Below are 23996 nucleotides of genomic sequence, written 5' to 3' on the forward strand. Positions count from 1 at the left end.
ACCCGTAACACTTTTTCCACCTTCTATTTAACATCAGGACAATATGAACAAGCCACAAACGACTAAAGGCGTTCTGTACGCCTTCGGTGCCTGTTTTATCTGGGGAATCGCGCCAGTTTATTTTAAGCATATCCAGCAAGTACCTGCTGACGAAATCCTGACCCATCGGGTCATTTGGTCATTTTTCTTTATGTTGCTACTGCTAACATTGAACCGTCACTGGTCACAGGTAGTCAAAGTTTTCCATCAACCTAAGAAAGTGCTATTACTGGCAGTGACGGCTACTATCGTTGCCAGTAACTGGCTGATTTACATCTGGGCGGTAAATCACGGCCATATGCTGGAAGCCAGCCTGGGTTATTTCATTAGCCCACTGGTTAACGTTTTGTTTGGTATGTTGTTTTTGAGTGAACGTTTCCGCCGTACGCAATGGGCTGCTGTTATTCTGGCCTTCACCGGTGTGTTAATCCAATTATGGCAATTTGGTTCTATACCGGTCATTGGATTAAGTTTGGCTGTCACTTTTGCCCTGTATGCCCTACTTCGTAAGAAGATGAATGTTGACGCTCAAACGGGCATGACGATTGAAACACTCTGGTTACTGCCGGTTGCCGCCATTTACCTATTTGGTTTTGCCAACACCCCAACCAGTGATTTAACTGCCAACCCAACGACACTGAATTTACTGCTGATTGCGGCGGGCATTATCACTACTGTGCCACTACTGTTATTCACCGAAGCCGCTGCCCACCTGCGTCTATCCACACTGGGATTCTTTCAGTATGTCGGCCCAACGCTGATGTTCCTGCTAGCAACCTTGGTTTATGGTGAACAAATAGGCACTGACCGTCTGATTACTTTCGGCTTTATCTGGGCTGCATTAGTGCTGTTTACACTAGATGCCGTGTACACACAGCGCAGATTGCAGAGGTAGCAAAATAATGAGAATAACCATCAGATTAGCCAGTACAACCGAACAAATTGCCCTTGAAGCTCTGCAATTACGTGCATCTCTCATATGGGAAGAAGATAGGGAATTATTACTAGCAAATCCCCATATGATAGAACTGCCTATGAAACATATTGAAGCAGGATATGTTCATATTGCGGAGCAAGCTGATGTTATTTTGGGATTTTGTGTTGTATTGCCACTATCTGATGGAAATGCAGAGCTTGATGGAATATTTGTTGAACCGGACTCTTGGCATCAGGGTATTGGCAAGCAGTTAGTGCAAATCGCATTGAATGATCTTCATCGAAAAGGCAAAGCATCATTACAGGTGCTGGCTAATCCTCAAGCAGAAAGGTTTTATATTGCCCTTGGCTTTGAACGTTTAGGAAAAGAATACACTCAATTAGGGACAGCGATTCGTATGATTAAGTACATATGATAAAATAAGCTAATTCTATTTTGTAAATTAATGCCTTTTATCGTCACATCTACTTTATCTTTAATAATTAAATACTATTTTTTCAAAAAAAATATTTTAATTTCATTAATTCTGCTTTCATATCTGATATAAAAATCACAGAATTAAGGTCAATAACACTTTAATTAAAAAATTAAAACTTCAACTATATTAAAGATAGAAAATAATAGCAAAATCTTCTTTTAAAACAAAAGCATTCCAAGTTATATATCCAATCAGAGATTATATAAACCATATGGAATAAGAATTTTATAATAATGTTAATATCGTTTACACTCAATAATCAACTTTTTAAAATAATAATAAAACCCAATACTGCACAAACAGATGATTAAACTATTAACGTACTGTTTTTATATCTCTATTATGACCGCCGCAATATAACAATTACGGCAGTCATATATTAAAGCCAATTCTTCCGCTTAAAATAGAGATATGGCGCAAGGCCGGCAGCAATCATTAAACCAATTGCTCCCGGATAACCAAATGTCCAGTGCAGCTCCGGCATAAATTCAAAGTTCATGCCATAACTGGAAGCCACCAGCGTTGGCGGCAGGAATACCACAGAGACAACCGAGAAGATTTTGATAATCCTACTCTGTTCAATATTGATAAAACCCATTGCCGCCTGCATCAAGAAATTAACTTTCTGAAACAAAGATTCATTATGTGGCAACAGCGATTCAATATCGCGCAAGATTTCACGAGCCTGTTCCAGTTGATCCCCCGGCAAACGGGCCCGTCGCACCAAGAAGTTAAGCGCACGCTGAGTATCCATAAGACATAAGCGAACCTTCCAGCTAATATCCTCCTGCTCAGCAAGACTAGACAAGGCAATATCAAACTCATCACCCTGTTTCCCTTCCATAATGACTCGGCTCAGAGATTCCAGCACGCTATAAATATTTTCGATAACATCAGCCAACTGCTCGATCTTGGTTTCAAACAGATCCATCAACACTTCATAAGCATTACCATCAACTAATGTCTGATTACGAGCACGCATACGATACAATCGGAACGCAGGGAGCTCCCGCTCTCGCAACGTATAGAGACGACCATCACGAATAGTAAATGCAACTGTTGCGTTGCCAGCATGGTCTTCCGCGTCTTCAAAGTAAAAAAATGAGTGGACGTGTATCCCGTCTTCATCTTCAAAAAAACGCGCCGACGCCTCAATGTCATCCAGTTCCGGTCGGGTTGCCAGAATTTGGCCTAATTCATTTTGAACTTGCAGCCTATCTTGCTCTCCTGGTTCAACCAAATCTACCCATAAGGAATCAGATAACTTTTCTCCCTCTTCAAACTCAAGACGGAGCAGGCGATTATTCTCTAACTTAAATGCGCTCAGCATGTATCATAAGTCTCCTTTACTCCCTACGTGATCGTAAGGCGCGAATGTTACGCTTAGAAGAAAAAGCCTGTCAACATTCAACCTGGATATTATTTTCAGACCATTTCAAGTCTGGCATAAGCAGCAACCAGCCACTTAATCCCTTCCCCTTGAAACGCAATTTGCAATCGGCTATGTTCACCACTACCCTCCATATTGACAATGGTTCCTTCACCAAATTTAGGATGACGAACACGTTGTCCTAGAGCATAACCGCTATCATTGGCACTAATGGGTGTACCCAACCGACCATGGCTAACTGGACGAGATACTGTCGCACGTAACCGAACTTCTTCAATACATTCTGACGGCAGTTCCCCAATAAAACGAGATGGCCGATGATAAACCACTTTGCCATATAAACGACGACTTTCGGCATAAGTGATTGTCAGCTTTTCCATTGCACGTGTCAGACCCACATAAGCCAAGCGACGTTCCTCTTCCAAACGTCCACCTTCTTCAATCGACATCTGGCTTGGAAACATGCCTTCTTCCATGCCAACAATAAATACCTGTGGGAATTCCAGTCCCTTAGCCGAATGTAATGTCATCAGTTGCACCGAATCCTGATAGGCATCGGCCTGCCCTTCTCCCGATTCCAGCGCAGCATGGGAAAGAAACGCCTGCAATGGCGTCAAATCTTCATCCTCTTCCTGATAGCTAAACTGACGAGTCGCCGTGACAAGTTCTTCAAGGTTTTCAATACGCGCCTGCGCTTTTTCACCTTTTTCCTGTTGATACATTGCTCGCAGGCCAGAATCACGGATAACCCTGTCAGTCTGAACATGCAATGGCATATCTTCAGTTTCTATTGATAATGCGTCAATCAGTTCAATAAAACGTTGTAAGGAAGCAGCGGCACGCCCAGCCAGCACTTTCTCTTGAAGCAATATCTGACAACAGTCCCACAACGTTTGCTGCCGTTCACGAGCCGCTTGGCGCACAATATCTAAAGTTCTGTCACCAATACCACGGGTAGGCGTATTCACCACACGTTCAAACGCCGCGTCATCATGACGATTGGCGATCAGACGCAAGTAAGCCAGTGCATCTTTAATTTCCTGACGTTCAAAGAATCGTTGACCACCATAAATACGGTATGGCATTGATGCCTGTAACAGAGCCTCTTCCAGTACACGGGACTGAGCGTTGCTGCGGTAAAGTATGGCACAGTTTTTCAAGGCACCACCATTTTCAAGCCAGTTTTTTATCCGGCTAACCACATAGCGGGCTTCATCCAGTTCATTAAATGCACAATAAAGGGAGATGGGTTCACCCTCTACACCATCAGTCCACAGATTTTTACCCAGACGATCACTGTTATTGGCAATCAATGTATTGGCAACTTTCAGAATATTACTGGTGGAACGGTAATTCTGTTCCAAACGGATAGTTTCAGCACCGGAAAAATCTTTCAGGAAACGCTGAATATTCTCAACTTGCGCCCCACGCCAACCATAAATAGATTGATCATCATCCCCAACAATCATCACTTTGCCTGTTTCCCCTGCCAACAGATGGATCCAAGCATATTGAATACTGTTAGTGTCCTGAAACTCATCCACTAGAATATTAGTAAAGCGGCCACGGTAATGTTGCAGAATCTGAGGTTTATTCAGCCACAATTCATGCGCTCGCAGTAAAAGCTCGGCAAAATCCACCAGCCCGGCCCGATCACAAGCCTCCTGGTAAGCCTGATAAATTCTCTGCCATGTCGCCTCAACAGGGTTGCCATAACTTTCAATATGCTGTGGCCGCAATCCTTCATCTTTTTTACCATTGATGTACCACATGCCTTGACGAGCTGGCCATTGTTTATCATCCAGATTCATCGCTTTGATAATGCGTTTAAGCAGGCGATGTTGATCTTCACTGTCAAGAATCTGAAAATCCTGTGGTAAATTAGCATCCAGATGATGCGCTCGTAACAAACGGTGAGCCAAACCGTGAAACGTACCAATCCACATTCCACCTTGACTGGTACCGATCAAGTTTTCAATCCGATGGCGCATCTCCGCAGCCGCTTTATTGGTGAAGGTCACGGCCATAATGGAAAATGGCGAAGCCTTCTCCACCGACAACAACCAAGCAATTCGGTGTACCAGAACCCGGGTTTTACCACTCCCCGCGCCAGCTAATACCAACATATTAGTCCGCGGAGCAGCTACAGCTTCCCGTTGTTTGTCATTCAGACTTTCGAGCAGATAGGAGACGTCCATAGTTACCATCAATTGATTAGACAGCGCCCAGAGGTTGCTGTGTTTTTATACAGAATAATTTCTTGATTATATCAATGCTGTCAAAGAAGCCAAATCGTAAATCTCAATGTGAGGCAGTAGGCGGCTTTCCATCGTCTGCAATAGTTTTTTATTCTTAGTATTCATCCAGCAAGCTTGCATACCACTACGCAGTGCCCCTGCCACATCAGTATTCAAGTCATCACCGACATGTAAGATTTGCCCAAGCGCTAAACCCAAACGATCCGCAGCCAAACAGTACATATCGCTGCAAGGTTTTGAGCGCCCATCAGGGCCAGCTTTCAGCACAAATTCAAAATAAGGGGCAAGACCACAGGCGGCAGGTTCTGCATTACCATTTGTAATGGCTACCAGTGGCATCTGCTCAGCAAGTGCCGACAGGGTTTTATGTGTTGATTCAGGAATATCAATCCGATTACGCCAGAGTGTGAAATGCGCCATGACATCATCTGCCCCTCGATCAGCGTCTTCACGGCTAAAACCGTAATGGCGAAACATCAACCTTGAGGAGTGCCAACGCCATAAAGTCATGTCATGATAAATTTCAGGGTACTGCTCAAGTGTCAATTCACGGAAAGCATATAGATCCTGATGATTAAGATGACTGAACCTAGGATCATATCGCCGTACAAAATTCAGTACTTCCTCTTCTGTCTTATCCATGACTGGATGATTATCATACAGCGTATCATCCAGATCAAATGTCATCGCTAACACTGGCGCAAGAGGCCGGTAAAAACGCATTACGATTTCCCCCGTTTAGCTCTGGGATGGGCTACATCATACACTTTTGTCAAATGCTGGAAGTCCAAATGAGTATAGATTTGTGTAGAGGATAGGCTGGCATGGCCAAGTAATTCCTGAACTGCACGCAAATCACCACTGGATTCCAGAATATGAGTGGCAAAAGAGTGGCGCAATTTATGAGGATGAATATGACTGCTCATTCCCTGGCGTATTCCCCACTGCGCAAATCGTTTTTGTACATTGCGGGTCGATATCCGCCGCCCACCCTTTGAGACAAAAACAGCATTATCCTCTGGCTCAAATAATTCCCGCATCTCCAACCAACGATTAAGCCATTCAACCGCAGTATGCCCCAAAGGCACCTTCCGCTCTTTACTGCCTTTACCTGAAACCCATACTTCTCCACCTTCAAGATCCAGATGCCGACAATCAAGACCTACCAATTCTGACAAACGTAATCCAGCACCATACATCACTTCCAACATCGTCCGGTCACGTACTGATAATGGATCATTAAAATTGATATTCAGCAGTTGGTTCACTTCATCCACATCAATATTTTTCGGCAAATGACGTTTGGTTCCCGGCGTGCTGACGGTTTTACTCGGGTTAACGGAAATTTCCCCTTGAGTCACCTGCCAATCAAGAAAACTGCGCAAGGCAGATAAACGCAACGCCAAGCTAGCTGACTGTAAGCCAGCCCGACGACTACGTGTTACCAACATTCTTACTTTCGCTGGATCAAGATCTTTCCATTGGCTGACACCCATTTCTAAAACCATCTCAGCCAATGTGGCAAGCTGACGACGATAATTGGTGATAGTCACTGGACTTAACCGACGCTCTACCCTGAGATACCGCAAAAATGCCTCAATCGGCTCCAGTAACCGGTCAATTTCCTGCATCATATTCGTTTAATCCAACGAGACAATATATCCGGCAATAACTTAGCCAGATGCTCAAGCATGTCAGTTCCCATGCCTTGTTGATAATGTTGATGATTCCGACTGTTAAATATCACCATACCCAGTTCGCCCCTCGTTCCCAGTAGAGAGACAGCAACCGAACCGACATGCCGAACTTGCGGCAACAACAATAGAATTTCCGGCCCATTTAGCATACCGAGATAGTGGTTTTTATTACCAAAACGCTGAATGCGGATTGGTTCAAAAGCATTGCGAGAAAGCGCTAGATCAGGCGCATCAAGTGGTGCACCAATATGCCATTTATCATTGAAAAGACGGATACTGGCACTATTTAGTCCCATATTCTTAGCCCATGAACTTAACCGACTAAGCATATCTTGCAAACTCTCTGCCGCAACCAAATTAACAAGTAATTTAAGCAACTGTTCAAACAGTTGTTCATTCACACTAGCCTGCTCCATGAGCAGGGTTATATCTTCTTCCAGATAAGCAATACGCGTTCTCTGGCGGCTCATATACCATTCAACCAAAGAAATCGTTTCTCTCACCGGGTGAGGAACCCGCATCTGTTCAACGACACATGCATTACGGATAAAGAAATTGGGGTTTTCCAATAAATAATCCACAACAGTCTGATCATCAAGTATGCCATTGATGTTTAACTGCTCTTCTTTTTTCTCCATCTCCGATGCTCCGTAGCTCAAAACAGAATCGATTACAGATGAATTGTGCCATCATAAACATGCATCGCCGGCCCCGTCATATAGAGCGGTTTTCCCGGCCCATCCCAACAGATAAACAGTGAACCTCCCGGCAAATCCACCCGAACATGATTGTCGAGCAATTGCTGCTGAATACCTACTGCTACCGCTGCACAAGCACCACTGCCACAAGCTTGGGTTTCCCCAACGCCACGTTCATAAACCCGTAAGCGGATATGACCACGGTTTAAAATTTGCATGAAACCAATATTCGCTCGTTCAGGAAATCTTTCGTGGTTTTCCAAAGCTGGCCCCAAAATTTCTACTTCGGCCGTTTCCACGTCGGACACTTGAATCACACAATGAGGATTCCCCATAGAGACAACACCACAAAGAACGGTTCTCTCTATTACCCGTAAAATATAGGTTTTTTCCGCCCTTAACGCACGAAATGGCACATGATGCGGCTCAAATTCAGGTTCCCCCATATTAACGCAAACCTGATCATCATTGGTGATACTCAGCACCATCCGTCCCGATTGCGTGCTGACTTTAATATCACGCTTATTAATTAATCCTTTAAGACGGACAAAACGGGCAAAACAACGCGCTCCATTGCCACACTGTGCAACTTCACTACCGTCAGCATTAAAAATGCGATAGTGAAAATCCATATCCGGATCATAAGGTGCTTCAACAATTAATAATTGATCGAAGCCCACACCAGTATGTCTATCTGCCAAACGGCAGATCAGTTCTGGTGAGAAATAAACATTTTGGGTCACAGCATCAACGACCATAAAGTCATTACCCAGACCATGCATTTTGGAGAACTGCATATAATGCTCCACCGTAAACCGTAGCTACTGACTATCGGCTTATCTCGCTTATTTCTGAGAGGTGCTATCCACTTTCTGCCCTTGCTGCCCAGTATTCGCGGGAATCTGAGACGCAGTTGTCGCCTTCTCCGTCGATGGTTGTTCTGGAGGAAAATAGAGAGGACCTTTCAGTCCACAGCCGGAAAGTACAAATAAGGTTATGATAGCCAGAAATCCGCGTAATTTTTTCTTCATTGCATTAATGCCTGTAATTCATACGTCAATATTCTCTATAATCGCAGTTAGACCTCGAAAAGCAAATAGGAAATGAAGATGAATGACAGTGAATTTCACCAGTTAGCCGACCAACTAATGCTTTATATCGAAGGGCAGTTGGATAATTATGATGGCAATGCCGATATCGACTGTGAAACCAATGGCGGTGTCATGACCCTGAGCTTTGATAATGACAGCAAAATTATTATCAATCGCCAGGAGCCTTTCCATCAAATCTGGCTGGCAACCAAAAGCGGTGGTTATCATTTTGACTACAAAGAAGGTCAGTGGATTTGTGACCGTAGCGGTGAAGATTTTTTAACCATGCTAGCGCACTCCATCACCGAGCAAAGTGGCGAACAGTTCAGTTTCTCATAATTGAACCTACCCCGCATCGCGGGGTAAATTAGTAATGTGACACAGAACGATAAAGTTCTGGCTGCTCTTCATTTTCCCCATCATGAGCCACACACAAATGTGAAAAAGATGATCCACTAAATGGAATCACCTGAATCTGGCCTTTCATTTGCACAATCTGATAAAACTGTGGCAAGTTAAAGTTGATAAAACTTGATCCGTAGGTAAACCGATCATGAGATGAAGAATAAAACCGACTGACGTCACGTACCAACTCTTCCTTACTTCCCTCACAATGAGAATAGATTTCTACCCTGTTAGTTTCATCCAGAATATAAATATTAAAACTTTTATTATCTTGCGTATTTTCAAAGAAAAACTGAATAATACCCTCACTGGCAAAACCATCAACCACTGCGGGCAAATGTGTCTCTTTGGTATTAATTTTCACCGGCAACCCATGCAATTTGTTATTAGAAATTGCTCCATAAAATTCCACGGCATTTTCCAATTTCTGCACAGATACGTTAAGACGTTCAAAGAACAGCCCCCAAGTCTGGCCGGCAATACGTAACGCTTTAAAACGACCTGGGTCCTGACGATTGCTGGATAAACGTAATTCAATACATTCAGATACCAGTTGTTGGATTCGGGTTCGGATAAGCCCTCGTAAATGTTCACTGTAACAGAACACTTCAACAGCCGCTGGCGGTGCAGCATCTTGATGCATTTTGCCCAGTATGGTCTTCAATGCTTCCAGCACAGATTGCTCACCACTAAAGTGTAAGGTCCTCACTTCATTCCATGAATTACGGTAAAGTAAGTCAATGCTTTCCACCAAACACTGTTGCGATTCACCAAAACTGAATACATCAAGCTTACGGAAATCAAAATGTACAACCTGATTGGAAAATTCAGCAGTCGGATCTTTCTCCAGATTGACAATAATTGCTAAATGGCGAATTTCACACGGGCTATAAAGTGCTTTCGGTGTCGGTGCTGGCAGACGGATGGGGAAATGAGCAGAAATATCATTAATCAATTCATGCAGCTTCAGTTCATCACATTGAGTTTCGCCATGATGAATATGGATACACGATTTTTCTGTTAACAAGCCGTTAAAGTAGGTCCACGATACCAGTTTATTGAGATAACGATTATATTCCAGAGGTTGATGACCAATGATCGATCCAATAGTCGGTGCCTGATTGTAGAGATACCAACCGCTGCGGTTTGCTCGTCCTTGAGGGACATAGATAAATGTTAAATTTCTCTCTGATAGGTCTGGCGAAATTTGCGGATTAACCAGCGTTACTTTCCCTGGCAATGCTTCAAATGCAGCATAAAGTTTACGCGTCAGCACACCAATATCTTGTGGACTGGCACTGACACTCAGATTATTACGGCGGGCAAAACGGATAAGATTACGATAGCTCTGCATCATGGTATCAAGCAGTTCATTATGCGCATCACGAACCTGTTCAATTTTCCATGAGTTGCGGTTATCCAAAATTTTCAACCGTTCTGGATCCCACTTCCACTCATAAACTAGTTGGGTCAAAACCTGGCGTCGCCAGCCAATGCAGCCTTTATCCTCTTGATTAAGAGAAAGCTTTTCACAAACTTTTAAATAAAAACATCGACGTATTAGATCTAAACGAGTCGTATCATTAATTTCTATCAGATAACGGGTAACACGCTCAAGCATCATGCTGTATGCATCAAGGCCAAAGGAGACTATTTCACCCGCATGTAGGCGCTGTTTCATCTCCATTGCCAGTAACTTACCATTGGGATATTCCCAAGAATAGGCTTCCAGTAACAAGCTTTTTAATACGGCTTTATAAGGGGAATCGATACTTTTGTAGAGTTGCCATAAGCTAGCGCCAAAGTACTCTTCAGCAGATAGTTCACCCAGTCCACCGAGATCAAGCCACTCATTTGGCGTCAGAACACCTTGCGCATAAAGCGATAAAACATATTCATCATAATGGCGTTCTTCTTCTACGGGCACCATTTCCCATAACAAACGCTTACCCGCCATACGTACAGCGGTACGATAAAATTCATCAAGTAATAGAATATGCTGAGTAGAACCACAGTCCTCACCACCGAGGCTACCGCTCGCATTATGGCGAAAGCGGTTTTCATCAATAAGAAAAAAATTGACTTCAATACCAAGCGCTGCCGCCCACTGTTCAATAAGCGTACACTTACGTTGCAGCAAAAGGCGCTCATCATTATCAAGCCATGACTGATGACATACCCAGATATCCAAATCAGAACAACCGCTCTGCCCGATTGATGAAGTACTGCCCATTGAGTAAATACCGGTAATAGGAAGTTCACCATTGGCAGGCTGTTCTATGAAGTGATCTAATTTATTTTCTAAATCATTAAGATAAGATTTTTGTGCTTCATCATGCACGAAAAAACATACGCCATAGGGAACATTACCGTTAATGTAACCTGGCATCATCGGATGATGATAATGCAATAATACTGGCAGTAAACTGTATGCCTGTTCAAATTCCGCACTCATGGCGGTAGAGGCGCGTTCTAACCTGAGTTGGTTTATCGCATCCAGTCTCTGCTTCAGTGTTTCAATATAAAGGTACAAGACGTCTCGCCCAATTGAGTTCCAGTGCCCAGGTAAATCCCCCGTTTCCGGCTGTTATAGCTCGATGGAATTATTTAGAATGATTTTTACCAATTTATTACCGGAAACGTGATCAATTTAACACCTTGTCGATAAACCGTAAAGTCAGTAGAGCAATTGAATTCGATGCCTTATCGTACGAAAAATCAAATAATACATTGTTATATATAGAAATAATCAAAAAACCCATACCGTTTATACTTTCTTATACGAAAGAAATTTTCTCTGCCCATTTTTTCAAGTTAATGCGCGTAATACCTTGTTATCATCAACCCGATAAAAATGACTCCGTTGGCTATATTTTAATTAATGATTTTTTCCATTCGGGATTCTTTAATTACAGAAATAATTTACTGGAAAAGTTAATTCATAATTAAATCAATCTATTTTTATCGATATAAAATAATTTAAAAATTAAAATTTATTTTATGCTTTAACATAACCGGCATCTCTTCTTCTCAGCCCCTAACTGGAAAAAAAACGGCTGAAGTGTTAAAACGAGTGTTATGTTTTTCATTTATATGACGGCTGAAAAGCCTGAGAAATACAAACATCTATGTCAACTAAAACCATCCGTATCGCAACCCGCCAAAGCCCTCTGGCTATGTGGCAAGCGCTGTATGTTCAGCAAAAACTACAACAATGTCACCCAGATCTGGAAGTTCAACTGATTCCGATGGTAACCCAAGGCGATGTCATCCTGGACACTCCTCTGGCAAAAATCGGAGGAAAAGGGCTATTTGTCAAAGAGTTAGAATTAGCTCTGCTTGAAGGCCGAGCCGATATCGCCGTCCATTCAATGAAAGATGTCCCGATCTCTTTTCCTGAGGGGTTAGGTCTGGTCACTATTTGTGAACGTGATGATCCACGTGATGCTTTCGTCTCTGTCAAATATCACTCTCTTGATGAATTGCCAACAGGCAGCACCATTGGCACATCAAGTTTACGCCGCCAGTGCCAACTCCGTGAATTACGTCCTGATCTGATTGTCCGTGACCTTCGGGGCAATGTTGGAACCCGCCTGAACAAGTTGGATAATGGTCACTATGATGCAATCATCCTCGCCGTTGCAGGATTGAAAAGGTTAAAACTGCATGAGCGTATCCGTACGCCATTAACGGCAGAACAATCATTACCCGCCGTCGGTCAAGGCGCGGTAGGAATTGAATGCCGTCTCGACGACCAACAAACACAAGCTCTACTCGTACCATTAAACCACTATGATACAGAAGTCTGTGTTCTTGCAGAACGTGCGATGAATACCCGGCTGGAAGGAGGCTGCCAAGTACCAATAGGTAGCTATGCCATCTGGCAGGAAGGGAAAATCTGGTTACGGGCATTGGTTGGCGCACCTGATGGTAGCGTTATTATTCGCGGTGAGAGAACGGCTTTACCAAAAGATGCCTGCCAGGCAGGGGTTAAATTAGCAGAAGAGTTGTTGGAACAGGGAGCGCGGGAAATTCTAACCAAAGTTTATCGAGGAAATCCCCCCACATGAGTATTCTGGTGACTCGCCCTGCTCCTGCCGGAGAGGAACTAGTCAGAAAGTTACAGGCTGCGGGAAAAACAGCTTTCAGCGCACCTTTAATCAATATTCACCCAGGTTCAGAGCTACCACAGCTAGCTGAGAAGCTTAACCATCTAAATACCCGTGATATGGTATTTCTATTGTCAAAAAATGCAGTTTATCATGCAAACTATCAGTTAAATAAAATTAATCTATCATGGCCCAGCAAGCTGATTTATTATGCTATCGGCAGATCAACCGCTCTGGCTTTTCATCAACTAACGGGTATGAATGTTATCTGGTCATCAGAGGGTGAGACCAGCGAAATCCTGCTAAAACTACCCCCACTATATCAGGTTGAAAATAAACAAGCTTTGCTGCTCAGAGGAAATGGCGGACGTGAACTTATTGCCCGGACGCTAACAGAAAGAGGCGCCACAGTTAATTATTGTGAATGTTATTTCCGCCAGCCAGTAGACTACCCGGCAGCAGAATTCAGTGCCCACTGGCAAAAGTATGGAGTACAAACTTTAGTTGTAACCAGTGGCGAAATACTGCAACTGTTATATAACTTAATACCCGAAAGTGATCGAAACAGGTGGTTATTGCATTGCCACCTAATTGTGGTAAGCGAGCGTCTTGCACATACCGCCCGGAACTTGGGCTGGCAGGACGTTAAAGTTGCAAAAAGTGCAGATAACGACGCCTTAATTCAGGCACTAGAATAAACTGACATGGGATGCCCACTATGACGGAGCAAAAACAGTCCGCCGAGACAGTTGAACAAACAAAAACTACGGTTGAAAACTCTCAACAGCCCGAAACCGCGCCTCAAAAGCAAGAACGTTCTGGCACGCTAAAAAACATTATTGCTCTTGCAATCATGCTGGCAATCGGCGGGGGTCTTTATTATTACGGACAGCAACAAAGCCATTTACTGAGTGCAGAGAACCATGAGCTACGCCAACAACTGGAATCACTGAAACAACAGCAATCACAGGATAAACAGCATATTGAAGCGCTGTTTAAAGAACAATCACAGACTTTAAGCCATTTCGCCGCACAAAATGATCAACTAGGTAATAGCCTACAAGAATTACAGGCCAAAATCTCTGCGTTATCCAGCTCTGATGTAAAAAGCTGGCTACTGGCACAAGCTGATTTTCTGGTCAAAATGGCTGGCCGGAAATTATGGAATGATCAAGATATAGTCACCGCCGCTGCTCTACTGAAAAATGCAGATGCCAGTCTCTCTGAAATGAATGATCCAAGCCTGATTGAAATCCGTCGTGCAATCACACAAGACATCAGTACATTATCTGCCATTAGTCAGATTGATTTTGACGGCATTATCCTGCGAGTTAATCAGCTTTCTAACCAAGTAGATAACCTGAGTCTGGCTGACAATACAACCGATGGTTCGCCAATGGACGAAGATAACGATGAATTAACCGGTACATTATCTGAATGGCGCCAGAATCTAAGCAAAAGCTGGAAGAGTTTCATGGATAATTTCATTACCATCCGTCGCCGGGATGCCGCAGCAGAGCCATTACTGGCACCAAATCAAGATATCTATCTACGAGAGAATATCCGAGCCCGTCTGTTGATTGCCGCCCAAGCAATACCGCGTCATCAAGGTGAAGTTTTTAAACAGTCACTGGAAACGGTTTCAACTTGGGTTAGAGCTTACTTTGATATCAACGATCCCAATACCAAAGCATTCCTGGAAGAAATTGATTCATTAAGCCAGCAGCCTATTTCCATAACTGCGCCAGACCACCTTTCAAGCCAACCTTTACTGGAAAAACTGATGCAAACCCGGGTTCGTAGCTTACTTTCCCAATCTTCTGAAACCAATCAGGAGGGTTAAGTTATGCTGAAAGTTCTATTACTGTTTGTAGTACTCATTGTTGGTATTGTGCTCGGTCCGATAGTTGCCGGCCATCAGGGATATGTGCTGATTCAAACTGACAATTACAACATTGAAACCAGTGTTACCGGCCTGTTCATTATATTTGTTCTTTTACAACTGGTACTCTGCCTCCTTGGCTGGTGCTACCGCAGAGTTATACACACAAGCTCACGTACCCGTGGCTGGTTCCTTGGACGCAAACGCAGCCGTGCCCATGCTCAAACAAAAGCAGCACTGATCAAACTGGCAGAAGGCGATTTCAAACAAGTTGAGCAATTACTGACCCGTAATGCTGATCATGCGGAACAACCTGTCGTCAACTACTTACTGGCGGCTGAAGCAGCCCAACAACGCGGAGATGAGTTTCGTACCAATCAGTATCTGGAACGCGCAGCAGAAGTCGCAGACAATAATCAGTTGCCTGTGGATATTACCCGTGTACGTATTCAACTCGCGCAAGGTGAAACTCATGCCGCCCGTCATGGCATAGACAAGCTGCTAAATCAGGCTTCGCGCCATCCAGAAGTCTTACGCTTGGCTGAACAGGCTTATATGAAGTCAGGAGCTTACCAGTCACTGATCGATATACTACCGGTAATGGAAAAAATCCATCTACATGATGAGTTACAAATTCACAAATTGCGCCAGCAAGCCTATATCGGTCTGATGAATCAGTACATGGCAGAACAAGGCAGCGAAGGCTTAAAACGTTGGTGGCACGATCAAAGTCGGAAAATTCGCCATGATGTGGCTTTACAAGTTGCAATATCTGAACATTTAATTGAATGTGATGACCATGAAACTGCACAAAAGATCATCCTAGAAAGTTTAAAACGTCAATACGACGAACGTTTACTCTTATTGATCCCACGCTTAAAAAGCGAAGATCCAAAGCCGATACAAAACGCGTTGGATCATCAGTTAAAACAACATGGTTCAACTCCTCTGTTAAACAGTACGCTTGGACAGGTTGCTTTGCACCACGGAGAATGGGAAAAAGCAGTAAAAGATTTTAAAACCGCATTAGCCCAACGTCCTGATGCACATGATTATGCCTGGTTAGCAGATGCATTGGATAAACTGCGTAAACCAGAAGAGGCAGCACAAGTTCGTCGCGAGGGATTAGTACTCACTTTAAAACGTGAGAGTAATGTAGTGAAGAGTGATCTAGTGAATAGCAATAGTGTCAGCTAACACTGTAACGTCGTGATCTCTCACCCATCGCCATCCTTATTAGCAAGTCTTCATTCCGCTGATTAAAAATGCCCCACATGGGGCATTTTTCTAACCATATTTTTTGGCAAAATCTTCATCGGAAGTGCAAAGATAAATAATAAATTCAATAAATGCGATAAGTACAGGGATAAATGTCCAGCAAAATAGCAGATATAAAATCCCCATACCGATTTTGCCCAGATAAAATTTATGAGCGCCAATGTAACCAAGAAAAAACGCCAACAGTGCAGCAACAATTCGGTTTTTACTACCAGAAGAATGAGCCTTTATCATCGCGCCACAATGTGGGCATGATTGTGCAGACTCATGCAACATTCGACCACACCCAAAGCATCCCATCATTTTTGACATCAATATTTACCTTAAGATAAGTTTAGGAAGAAGTAACTCAATTTGCTTTACAGTAAAAACCAACCATCATATTTCCAGTTCTGTTTATATTAGATAATAATATCTAAACAATATATAAACCTATCAGATATATGTTTAACGATGAAAAAAAAACACCTACCTTAGAGAAATAAAGATAGGTGTACAAATACAATCAGGTCTACAGACGGATAGTGCCTCACTCAACGTTGAGTCCGGTCGGCGATGAAAAGAGGGTTATATCTTACTCATCTGTGACATGGACAATAGGCACCGATAATCGGCTCTGCATCATCCCTGGGTTTATGAAGCATATGCAATCATAAGAAATAGGATGAGCATCTACGTTTGTAATAATGCATTTAGTGTGCCAGCTTTTATTTAAATGAAAGCTGCCTCGCTTCATCAGCTATTTCTCCATTTATTACAACAAGAAATCGAATTACCACAAAATCCATTTTATGCACTGTCTCTTATTTGAGACAAAACATAAGGTATTTATTATTTTCATTATAATTCAATTTGTTATAAGTCTCTTATTTGAGACAGCTAGTATATCGATTGTCGTCAAAATACAAAAAATAAAAAATCATCATATAAAACAAATAGTTATTTTCATAAAAACAATACTCTCAATTTGCATCAATAGAGCACGGTTTGAAAGTATGCGGATAGGAAAAGCAACAAAAAGTCGAGGGACAAGAAGGGATAAAATGTAAAAAACCCCGCATTGCGGGGTTTTTTCAGAATTTGGTCGGCGAGAGAGGATTCGAACCTCCGACCCACTGGTCCCAAACCAGTTGCGCTACCAAGCTGCGCTACTCGCCGAAATTTTCCATTCTTTCTTTTCTCTTTTTTATGGTGCGAAAGGGGGGACTTGAACCCCCACGTCCGTAAGGACACTAACACCTGAAGCTAGCGCGTCTACCAATTCCGCCACCCTCGCGTATCACAAAAAAGATGGGGTGGCTAATGGGACTCGAACCCACGACAACTGGAATCACAATCCAGGGCTCTACCAACTGAGCTATAGCCACCATAACAGCTATTTACTGCTAAACACTTAACTTACCAACAGCGTAATACATCACCGCAGCTCTTGCACGCAAATAATGGCGCGCCCGACAGGATTCGAACCTGAGACCTCTGCCTCCGGAGGGCAGCGCTCTATCCAGCTGAGCTACGGGCGCTTAACGCCGTTTCGGGTGGGGATAGTACGGATTTAATGATATACTGTCCAGTGCTTTTTTAAAGAAATGATGCGTTTGATTACACCTTGCTCATTTCGTAGATAAAGCCAGCTCTTAATTTCCCTACTCACTCCCACCGTGACAGTAAATCAATCTATCAGGCTTTTGGTTTTTTACCGTTAAAAAGCTTCACCAACCAATAAATCAGCGACACTATCGACAAAAATCCCCCACCTACTAGCAATGAAAAACGAGTATCTGGGTTAATTGCCATCCCTACCAACACACAACATAAGAATGCTAATGTCAGGTAATTTACATAAGGGAACAAAATAGATTTAAAACCATGTTGTTTCAGCGCCTGCTGATGATACTGACGAAAACGCAATTGGCTCACCAGAATAACAAACCACGGTACCATTCCTGGCAATACGCTGGCACTATAAACATAAACAAAAACCGCCTGCGGATTTGGGATTAAGTAATTCAAACTAGAGCCCACAATCAAACACAGAATAGTGATAGCAATACAAATTACCGGCACCCCATTCTTTGACAATTTAGTCAGTGATGAAGGAAGCTGATGGTTTTGCGCTAGCGCATAGAGCATCCGTCCACCACTGTACATACCACTGTTACAACCGGAAAGCGCGGCCGTCAATACAACAAAGTTAATCACGGCTGCCGCAGAAGTGATACCCACTTTGGTAAATGTCATTACAAACGGGCTGCCCTGAGAGCCCACTTCTGTCCATGGAAATAATGTAACGACAATAAAGATCGCACCCACGTAGAAAATCAGGATACGCCAGAGAATATTGTTAATCGCTTTTTTCAATGTCACCTGAGGGTTCTTCGCTTCCCCCGCAGTGATACCAACCAACTCCACACCCTGATAAGATGCAACCACAATACAGAGTGCAAACAGAAACCCTTGCCAATCACCAGCAAAGAAACCACCATGCACAGTCAGATTATCCAATCCAATAGGCTGCCATTGATTACCAATACCGAAAAATATCAATCCCAAACCAATCAGGATCATGACGATAATTGTGGTTACCTTAATCATGGCAAACCAAAACTCCAGCTCACCATAAAGACGTACCGCCGCAAGGTTCGCCAAAGCGACCAATGCCACCGCAATCAATGCTGATACCCACTGAGGAAGTTCAGGGAACCAGAACTCGGCATAAACACCGATAGCCGTTATTTCTGATATCCCTACCGCCACCCACATAAACCAATAGCCCCAAGCAGTGAGGCATCCCCAATATGGGCTGAGATATTTATGTCCAAAAGAGGCGAAAGAACCCGTGACAGGTTCAAGAAACAGCATTTCTCCCATCGATCGCATAATGAAAAAAACAAAAATTCCGGCAATAATGTAAGCCAGCAAAACGGAAGGACCAGCCCATTTCAGTGTGCTGGCCGAGCCCATAAACAGACCGACACCAATTGTGCCGCCTAATGCGATCAGCTCTATATGACGGGCTTCTAAACCCCGTTGCAAGCTATGTTGTTGATCTGCCATAAATTCCCTGTCCATTGTTATATGTTGTAATGTGCAATAATAAAAACATACAAGACTGATGTTGATCAGCCATAAAAAGGTCAGGGATCAAAACATGTTTTTCCACTGAGTGGAATAAAAAATTATCCAATAATTAACTACAAATAGTGAAAATCTGGCAGGATCAAACTGTTAGATAAATATTGTGGAATAAATTCATTGTATCACCTGACGAAAGTTTACACGACAGGCAAAAAAGCAGATTTACAGACGGCCACTGTAATAATATCCAATAAATTTCAGTAATTTGAACTGGCGACGAATACGACTTGGTTGTGATAACAGACGATAAAGCCATTCAAGCCCCAAATTCTGCCATGCTTTTGGTGCACGTTTTACATGGCCAGTAAATACGTCATAAGTACCACCGACCCCCATATACAACGCATCCGAATGAATTTTACGACAGTCACGCATGAAAATTTCTTGTTTAGGTGATCCCATTGCAACTGTCACAATCGCTGCACCGCTGGCATGAATCCGTTCAAAAACAGCATTACGCTCCTCTGGCGTGAAATAACCGTTCTGGTTACCAACAATATTGACGTTCCACTGAGCCCGTAATTTGCTTTCCGTCTGTTGCAATATCTCTGGCTTACCACCAACCAGAAAAACCGGTGTACCTTCTTTGCCAGCACGTTCCATGATGGCTTCCCATAAATCAGCCCCCGCTACACGGGAAATTTCAGCAGCAGGATATTTACGGCGAATAGCTCTTACAATGCTTATACCATCAGCATACAGATATTCTGCGCCACTCAACAGTGTGCTTAAAGCTGTATCTTCCTCTGCCGTCAGAACTTTTTCCGCATTAATTGCCACCAGAGTACCCGTCTTTACCTGTCCGCGTTGAAAAATATGGTCAAGAAAGTGCGCCATATCGCGGAAGCCCCAAATATTCAGGCCACGAATACTATATTTAGGAATATTGCTTAGCTCCATTTTCTTTCCTTACATTGTAACGGACGTTTTTGTGATACAACCAAGTTGCTAGTCAGATACTTTCTGATAAGCCCCACGCTCTCAAATAGCCAATACAACAGTTTAGCAATCACCAGACATAAGCCAAAAATAATACAGAAAAACACCACACGAGAAACAAATGAATCCACTCCCTCACGAGCCAGTACTATCATGTTGAAAATCGCGCCAAAGCAGAATGCCTGCAAGATAGCCGCTTTATAACGATTAGCCTCCTGTTTTCCTAATTCATAAATCCAGTCAAACCACTTAATTATCAACCCAACAACAATCGCACCAACCGGAATAAACAGCACGCCACCCATCACAACCAGAGAGCCTATCAGAGTTGGGGAGATTGCCAAGCCAGAGTGGTTATCCAGTACTTCCCAGGTAAAATAATTCGCAGAATTCAACACAGCATCAGGGCGTCCCGGCCAAAGCCAGCTTGGAATAAAGACATAGAAATCACGGATAATAGGCGCCAACCCCTGAAAATCAATTTTGTCATAATTATTCAGCAGTAACGCAAGATTTTCCCACGGGGAAAAAGTATCCCTTGTAAGGTAGAGGAAAGTATAAAATGCTTCTGCACCACTGACATCCAAACTATAACGTTTGAGTGCCAACCAAAACATGCCAACAATCCCTATTACGCCCGCCGTTACCAACATCCACAAGGTTATCCAGCCACGCACAATGCCAATAAACAGAAACAACGCGAACGCAATGATAATATTAGCCCGTGTTCCGCCAACAATAACATAAGTCAGTATCCCAAAAGCAACCGTGCTAATCAGAAAAAACAGCCAGCGTAACTGTGTCGGCTTCAAGAAATAAACCACCAACATGGCAGGAATAAAGAAGTAAAAGAACCGTTTAAGGGCAACACCGGAAACCTGACTGGAAAAAATTTGACTGTACGACTGTAACTTAAACAGTAGAAAACCATTTTGCATAAAGAACAGACCCACTGTCACCACCGCAACCAATGCCAGTAATAACCATGTAAAGTTAGTTTCTACCCGGTTCATGGTGAATACAGGTGCTTTAGGCTGCATAGACGGTTTTCTTAGCCGTGTTTTATAACTGACGTAATAAATACCATAAAAACAGGTCGAAGCCAGTAAAGCATGTAGTAAGGCGTCTACAGGTACCACTTCAACATCAAATTGGAAAACCAACAAACACGTCAGTGGGAAGCCAAAATAGAATGTCAGCAAATAAAGCAATGAGAAGAATATATTAAAATTAAAACGTACACGCTGGAATTCCTGATAAGTCAACGTCAGGATGAAAACCAGTGATATCAAGTAAACAACAAATAATCCGCCAAACTGCGTTAAAGTCATTGCTGCTCTCCTGCCGCTTTCGCCAGCGCCTGCCGCCAGCCATCAATAAAGTTCGGGCTAAAGAAAGCTATCGCGTTTCTGTCCAGGGAGAACATCTGCCGTTGTGCTTCCGCAATCAGTTGGTTATCTAAAGGATCACCAGAGAAAAATACCGGCACTTGCTGTTCTGTCAGATCATACCAAAAAAGATTCTGACGACTGAGCACAAATGGCACACCAAATTGTATCAACAGACAAATTGTCCCAATCCCCTGCTGGCGATTAAACATGAAATACCCTAAATCACAACGGCGCAGTAATGCCAGATAATCATCAAACGCCATATTTTGCTTAATGATGTTCAAATTTTCTGGCCGGAACAACGATAAAGCAGCCTGTTCGACCTGATTAATATAAACCTGATTATTTTCAGGATAACCCATTGGGATAATGATTCGCACCTTATCGCCAAACTGCTTATGAATAGTTTTCAATGCCGTAATATGGCGGTTCGAGCGATCACCGGAATTCCCCAACAAAATTGTCATCTTGCCATCTTCAACAGGTATTCTTTCTGCAATTGTCAAAGCAGGATCCATTTTGGTTGGAAAATAGAGCAATGATGTTGGTACGTCCGGATGATGTTGAGAATAAAAATAGAGATCTCCACGAACCGCAAACACATGCCCTACCCGACGCTGCGCCAAACGACGCAATAAATAGAATAGACGGAATTTTAACTGATTGGAGTCTTCATACAGATCAGCTCCCCAAGCATGCCACCAAAACTGATTACGTTTGATTTTTCCTGACAACAGCGCCAACCACAAACTCACATTAAATTGGCCGTGAAAAAAAAATCGGCAATCTCTATCTGAACACGCTTGAGCAATAACAGCCTGCGCCAGAGATTTTTTACTATCGAAGAATGCCATATCCAATGCCGGGCAATCATCCAATAAAGCGCGATTCTTGGTCACGACCATAAACTTCGGTTTGGCTAAAAAACCCATTTCTTGTACTAAGACGTCATTAAAAAAGCGCAGTACTGTTCGATTGTGATGTGGGATATCAGATCCCAAAACGTGAATTAGGGTTGTCATGCTCGCCTACGATAAATAAGAAATGCACCACAACAAAGGGTGAAATAAATAATGTAAGTTGCCATATAGGCTTGTGCTGCACCTAACGCTCCGTTTACGGGAATAAGCCAGTGGGCAAAACCAGTAAGCAATAAAAACTGACTAACTTCTGTCAACACATAAAAACGCAACGCAGCCTTGGCAATCACCAAATAGCCAAAAACATAAGCACCTACCTTCAGAACATCACCCACTAACTGCCAGACAAAGAGATCACGCATAGCAGTAAATTTATCAGAAAACAGTAACCAAATAGCAAAATCACGCAGCAGCCATACAGTAAAACTTGCAACAGCCACAGCAGGCAAAACAAATTTCAACGCTTTAACTATTTCATTTGATATTTCGTCTTTACCCTTCAATCGTGAAAGCGTTGGCAACAGATAAACGCTGAAAGAAGCAGTGACAAATTGCAGGTAAGCATCGGAAATACTGCTTACACCTTGCCAAATACCCACATCATCCCAACTATAATGCGCTGCCAGCAAGTTTCGCATCATAATGTAAGCAACCGGTAAGGTAATGGAAGTCAACAAAGCCATAAGGGTAAATTTGCCGAGCTCGCTAGCCAGTACCTTATCCCACATGGGCTTAAGATATGAGAATGAAATCTCTTTACGACGCAAAAGCATCAATCCCGCTGGAAATATTATCAGTGCTGGCACTAAGGCCAAACCCGCTAAAGCACCTTCATACCCACCAAGGGTGAAACAGAGATAATAGGCAATCACTCCTATCAAACTACCGAGAATAATCGCCAGCGCATTCCCCTGAGCATCCCGGTATCCTTTCAAAATAGCCAGAAAATAGTTGGCACAGGCAATTCCCATTTGAATAAATGCGATCGCTTGCACAACTAGTTCATAATCCCTATGACCAAATAATCCAATACTGATCGGCCCGCTAAACAGCAAAAAAACCGCTGCCAACAGAGTAGAAAACCCAAGGATAATGGCAGAAGATGTTCCCAATACCGCACGCAATCTTTCTGGCTGCTGCTGATATTCAGCAACATATTTCGTCACGCCATTAAAAATACCGGCACCAGCCAACACCCCAAGCACAGTAATAAGCTGACGGAAATTACCCGCCTGCCCAACCCCACTGGGGCCAAAAGCAACCGCCAATAATTTAACGATTAAAAGCCCCACACCGATTTTTATCAGTGTGGAGCCCACAGTCCATATTGATGCTCTAGCCAACGACAT

At 43.1% G+C, this 23996-nt stretch carries 21 protein-coding genes and 4 tRNA genes; 7 read left to right on the plus strand and 18 right to left on the minus strand.

Annotation, left to right across the window (positions count from 1 at the left end; genetic code table 11):
* The first annotated feature begins 43 nt into the window (after positions 1-43).
* Positions 44-934, plus strand: a complete 891-nt coding sequence (gene rarD, locus KZ793_RS09095) for an EamA family transporter RarD (RefSeq protein ID WP_225815036.1) — start codon at positions 44-46, stop codon at positions 932-934.
* Positions 935-941: 7 nt separating this feature from the next.
* The gene (locus tag KZ793_RS09100; protein WP_225815037.1) at positions 942-1391 is read left to right on the plus strand and encodes a GNAT family N-acetyltransferase; all 450 of its coding nucleotides are present in this window, start codon (positions 942-944) and stop codon (positions 1389-1391) included.
* Positions 1392-1833: 442 nt separating this feature from the next.
* On the opposite strand, the gene corA is transcribed toward KZ793_RS09100, so the two are convergent.
* The 7 genes from corA to lptM form a co-directional block, all read right to left on the minus strand.
* A complete protein-coding gene (gene corA / locus KZ793_RS09105; RefSeq protein WP_118984679.1) occupies positions 1834-2784 on the minus strand; it encodes a magnesium/cobalt transporter CorA in 951 nt (316 codons plus the stop codon).
* A gap of 95 nt (positions 2785-2879) precedes the next feature.
* Entirely contained in the window at positions 2880-5042 is a 2163-nt protein-coding gene (gene uvrD / locus KZ793_RS09110; RefSeq protein ID WP_450091399.1) for a DNA helicase II, read from the minus strand.
* 66 nt (positions 5043-5108) lie between these two features.
* Positions 5109-5825, minus strand: a complete 717-nt coding sequence (gene yigB / locus KZ793_RS09115; protein ID WP_225815039.1) for a 5-amino-6-(5-phospho-D-ribitylamino)uracil phosphatase YigB — start codon at positions 5823-5825, stop codon at positions 5109-5111.
* Entirely contained in the window at positions 5825-6736 is a 912-nt protein-coding gene (xerC, locus tag KZ793_RS09120; protein WP_317987451.1) for a tyrosine recombinase XerC, read from the minus strand. The genes yigB and xerC overlap by 1 nt, the downstream gene beginning before the upstream one ends.
* Positions 6733-7437: a DUF484 domain-containing protein gene (locus tag KZ793_RS09125; protein ID WP_225815040.1), complete on the minus strand. Its 705-nt coding sequence runs from the start codon at positions 7435-7437 to the stop codon at positions 6733-6735. Before KZ793_RS09125 ends, xerC begins: the two co-directional genes overlap by 4 nt.
* A 32-nt stretch (positions 7438-7469) precedes the next feature.
* Positions 7470-8294 (minus strand): diaminopimelate epimerase, encoded by an 825-nt coding sequence (gene dapF, locus KZ793_RS09130; protein WP_225815041.1) that lies wholly within the window; start codon positions 8292-8294, stop codon positions 7470-7472.
* Between the two features lie 48 nt (positions 8295-8342).
* Positions 8343-8528, minus strand: a complete 186-nt coding sequence (lptM, locus tag KZ793_RS09135; protein ID WP_225815042.1) for an LPS translocon maturation chaperone LptM — start codon at positions 8526-8528, stop codon at positions 8343-8345.
* Positions 8529-8606: 78 nt separating this feature from the next.
* Between lptM and cyaY the strand changes: the two genes are divergently transcribed.
* Entirely contained in the window at positions 8607-8927 is a 321-nt protein-coding gene (gene cyaY, locus KZ793_RS09140) for an iron donor protein CyaY (RefSeq protein ID WP_225815043.1), read from the plus strand.
* Between the two features lie 28 nt (positions 8928-8955).
* On the opposite strand, the gene KZ793_RS09145 is transcribed toward cyaY, so the two are convergent.
* Positions 8956-11526, minus strand: a complete 2571-nt coding sequence (locus tag KZ793_RS09145) for a class I adenylate cyclase (protein WP_225815044.1) — start codon at positions 11524-11526, stop codon at positions 8956-8958.
* A gap of 595 nt (positions 11527-12121) precedes the next feature.
* Between KZ793_RS09145 and hemC the strand changes: the two genes are divergently transcribed.
* The 4 genes from hemC to hemY are packed head-to-tail and all read left to right on the plus strand — an operon-like array spanning position 12122 to position 16181.
* The gene (gene hemC, locus KZ793_RS09150) at positions 12122-13063 is read left to right on the plus strand and encodes a hydroxymethylbilane synthase (RefSeq protein WP_225815045.1); all 942 of its coding nucleotides are present in this window, start codon (positions 12122-12124) and stop codon (positions 13061-13063) included.
* Positions 13060-13800: a uroporphyrinogen-III synthase gene (gene hemD, locus KZ793_RS09155; RefSeq protein WP_225815046.1), complete on the plus strand. Its 741-nt coding sequence runs from the start codon at positions 13060-13062 to the stop codon at positions 13798-13800. The genes hemC and hemD overlap by 4 nt, the downstream gene beginning before the upstream one ends.
* 20 nt (positions 13801-13820) lie before the next feature.
* Entirely contained in the window at positions 13821-14945 is a 1125-nt protein-coding gene (gene hemX, locus KZ793_RS09160) for a uroporphyrinogen-III C-methyltransferase (protein ID WP_225815047.1), read from the plus strand.
* Positions 14946-14948: 3 nt separating this feature from the next.
* Positions 14949-16181: a protoheme IX biogenesis protein HemY gene (gene hemY / locus KZ793_RS09165; protein ID WP_225815048.1), complete on the plus strand. Its 1233-nt coding sequence runs from the start codon at positions 14949-14951 to the stop codon at positions 16179-16181.
* Positions 16182-16271: 90 nt separating this feature from the next.
* Here hemY and KZ793_RS09170 read toward each other — a convergent pair whose 3' ends face one another.
* From KZ793_RS09170 to wzxE, 10 genes are all read right to left on the minus strand, one after another.
* Positions 16272-16574 (minus strand): NINE protein, encoded by a 303-nt coding sequence (locus tag KZ793_RS09170; RefSeq protein WP_225815049.1) that lies wholly within the window; start codon positions 16572-16574, stop codon positions 16272-16274.
* A 769-nt stretch (positions 16575-17343) separates the two neighbouring features.
* Positions 17344-17420 (minus strand) — tRNA-Pro (locus tag KZ793_RS09175).
* A gap of 31 nt (positions 17421-17451) precedes the next feature.
* A tRNA-Leu gene (locus KZ793_RS09180) sits at positions 17452-17538 on the minus strand.
* A gap of 15 nt (positions 17539-17553) precedes the next feature.
* Positions 17554-17629: transfer RNA gene (locus KZ793_RS09185), tRNA-His, on the minus strand.
* Between the two features lie 76 nt (positions 17630-17705).
* A tRNA-Arg gene (locus tag KZ793_RS09190) sits at positions 17706-17782 on the minus strand.
* Positions 17783-17939: 157 nt separating this feature from the next.
* Positions 17940-19316 (minus strand): bifunctional threonine/serine APC transporter ThrP, encoded by a 1377-nt coding sequence (gene thrP / locus KZ793_RS09195; protein WP_118984697.1) that lies wholly within the window; start codon positions 19314-19316, stop codon positions 17940-17942.
* A gap of 243 nt (positions 19317-19559) precedes the next feature.
* Positions 19560-20297 (minus strand): lipopolysaccharide N-acetylmannosaminouronosyltransferase, encoded by a 738-nt coding sequence (gene wecG / locus KZ793_RS09200; RefSeq protein WP_225815050.1) that lies wholly within the window; start codon positions 20295-20297, stop codon positions 19560-19562.
* Positions 20288-21667 (minus strand): ECA oligosaccharide polymerase, encoded by a 1380-nt coding sequence (wzyE, locus tag KZ793_RS09205; protein WP_225815051.1) that lies wholly within the window; start codon positions 21665-21667, stop codon positions 20288-20290. The genes wecG and wzyE overlap by 10 nt, the downstream gene beginning before the upstream one ends.
* Positions 21664-22749 carry a TDP-N-acetylfucosamine:lipid II N-acetylfucosaminyltransferase gene (locus KZ793_RS09210; RefSeq protein ID WP_225815052.1) on the minus strand — a complete coding sequence of 362 codons (1086 nt, stop codon included), beginning with the start codon at positions 22747-22749 and terminating at the stop codon, positions 21664-21666. Before KZ793_RS09210 ends, wzyE begins: the two co-directional genes overlap by 4 nt.
* The gene (wzxE, locus tag KZ793_RS09215) at positions 22746-23996 is read right to left on the minus strand and encodes a lipid III flippase WzxE (RefSeq protein WP_225815053.1); all 1251 of its coding nucleotides are present in this window, start codon (positions 23994-23996) and stop codon (positions 22746-22748) included. Before wzxE ends, KZ793_RS09210 begins: the two co-directional genes overlap by 4 nt.

This window comes from Photorhabdus antumapuensis, assembly GCF_020387775.1.
GTDB lineage: Bacteria > Pseudomonadota > Gammaproteobacteria > Enterobacterales > Enterobacteriaceae > Photorhabdus > Photorhabdus antumapuensis.

Bases quoted from the DNA above. Each gene is read 5' to 3' on its own strand.
- corA (WP_118984679.1), bottom strand. From the start codon at position 2,784: ATGCTGAGCGCATTTAAGTTAGAGAATAATCGCCTGCTCCGTCTTGAG.
- hemX (WP_225815047.1), top strand. From the start codon at position 13,821: ATGACGGAGCAAAAACAGTCCGCCGAGACAGTTGAACAAACAAAAACT.
- hemC (WP_225815045.1), top strand. From the start codon at position 12,122: ATGTCAACTAAAACCATCCGTATCGCAACCCGCCAAAGCCCTCTGGCT.
- yigB (WP_225815039.1), bottom strand. From the start codon at position 5,825: ATGCGTTTTTACCGGCCTCTTGCGCCAGTGTTAGCGATGACATTTGAT.
- lptM (WP_225815042.1), bottom strand. From the start codon at position 8,528: ATGAAGAAAAAATTACGCGGATTTCTGGCTATCATAACCTTATTTGTA.
- dapF (WP_225815041.1), bottom strand. From the start codon at position 8,294: ATGCAGTTCTCCAAAATGCATGGTCTGGGTAATGACTTTATGGTCGTT.
- cyaY (WP_225815043.1), top strand. From the start codon at position 8,607: ATGAATGACAGTGAATTTCACCAGTTAGCCGACCAACTAATGCTTTAT.
- wecG (WP_225815050.1), bottom strand. From the start codon at position 20,297: ATGGAGCTAAGCAATATTCCTAAATATAGTATTCGTGGCCTGAATATT.
- xerC (WP_317987451.1), bottom strand. From the start codon at position 6,736: ATGATGCAGGAAATTGACCGGTTACTGGAGCCGATTGAGGCATTTTTG.
- KZ793_RS09125 (WP_225815040.1), bottom strand. From the start codon at position 7,437: ATGGAGAAAAAAGAAGAGCAGTTAAACATCAATGGCATACTTGATGAT.
- uvrD (WP_450091399.1), bottom strand. From the start codon at position 5,042: ATGGACGTCTCCTATCTGCTCGAAAGTCTGAATGACAAACAACGGGAA.
- rarD (WP_225815036.1), top strand. From the start codon at position 44: ATGAACAAGCCACAAACGACTAAAGGCGTTCTGTACGCCTTCGGTGCC.
- hemD (WP_225815046.1), top strand. From the start codon at position 13,060: ATGAGTATTCTGGTGACTCGCCCTGCTCCTGCCGGAGAGGAACTAGTC.
- KZ793_RS09210 (WP_225815052.1), bottom strand. From the start codon at position 22,749: ATGACAACCCTAATTCACGTTTTGGGATCTGATATCCCACATCACAAT.
- wzxE (WP_225815053.1), bottom strand. From the start codon at position 23,996: ATGTCGTTGGCTAGAGCATCAATATGGACTGTGGGCTCCACACTGATA.
- KZ793_RS09100 (WP_225815037.1), top strand. From the start codon at position 942: ATGAGAATAACCATCAGATTAGCCAGTACAACCGAACAAATTGCCCTT.
- KZ793_RS09170 (WP_225815049.1), bottom strand. From the start codon at position 16,574: ATGTCAAAAATGATGGGATGCTTTGGGTGTGGTCGAATGTTGCATGAG.
- hemY (WP_225815048.1), top strand. From the start codon at position 14,949: ATGCTGAAAGTTCTATTACTGTTTGTAGTACTCATTGTTGGTATTGTG.
- wzyE (WP_225815051.1), bottom strand. From the start codon at position 21,667: ATGACTTTAACGCAGTTTGGCGGATTATTTGTTGTTTACTTGATATCA.
- thrP (WP_118984697.1), bottom strand. From the start codon at position 19,316: ATGGCAGATCAACAACATAGCTTGCAACGGGGTTTAGAAGCCCGTCAT.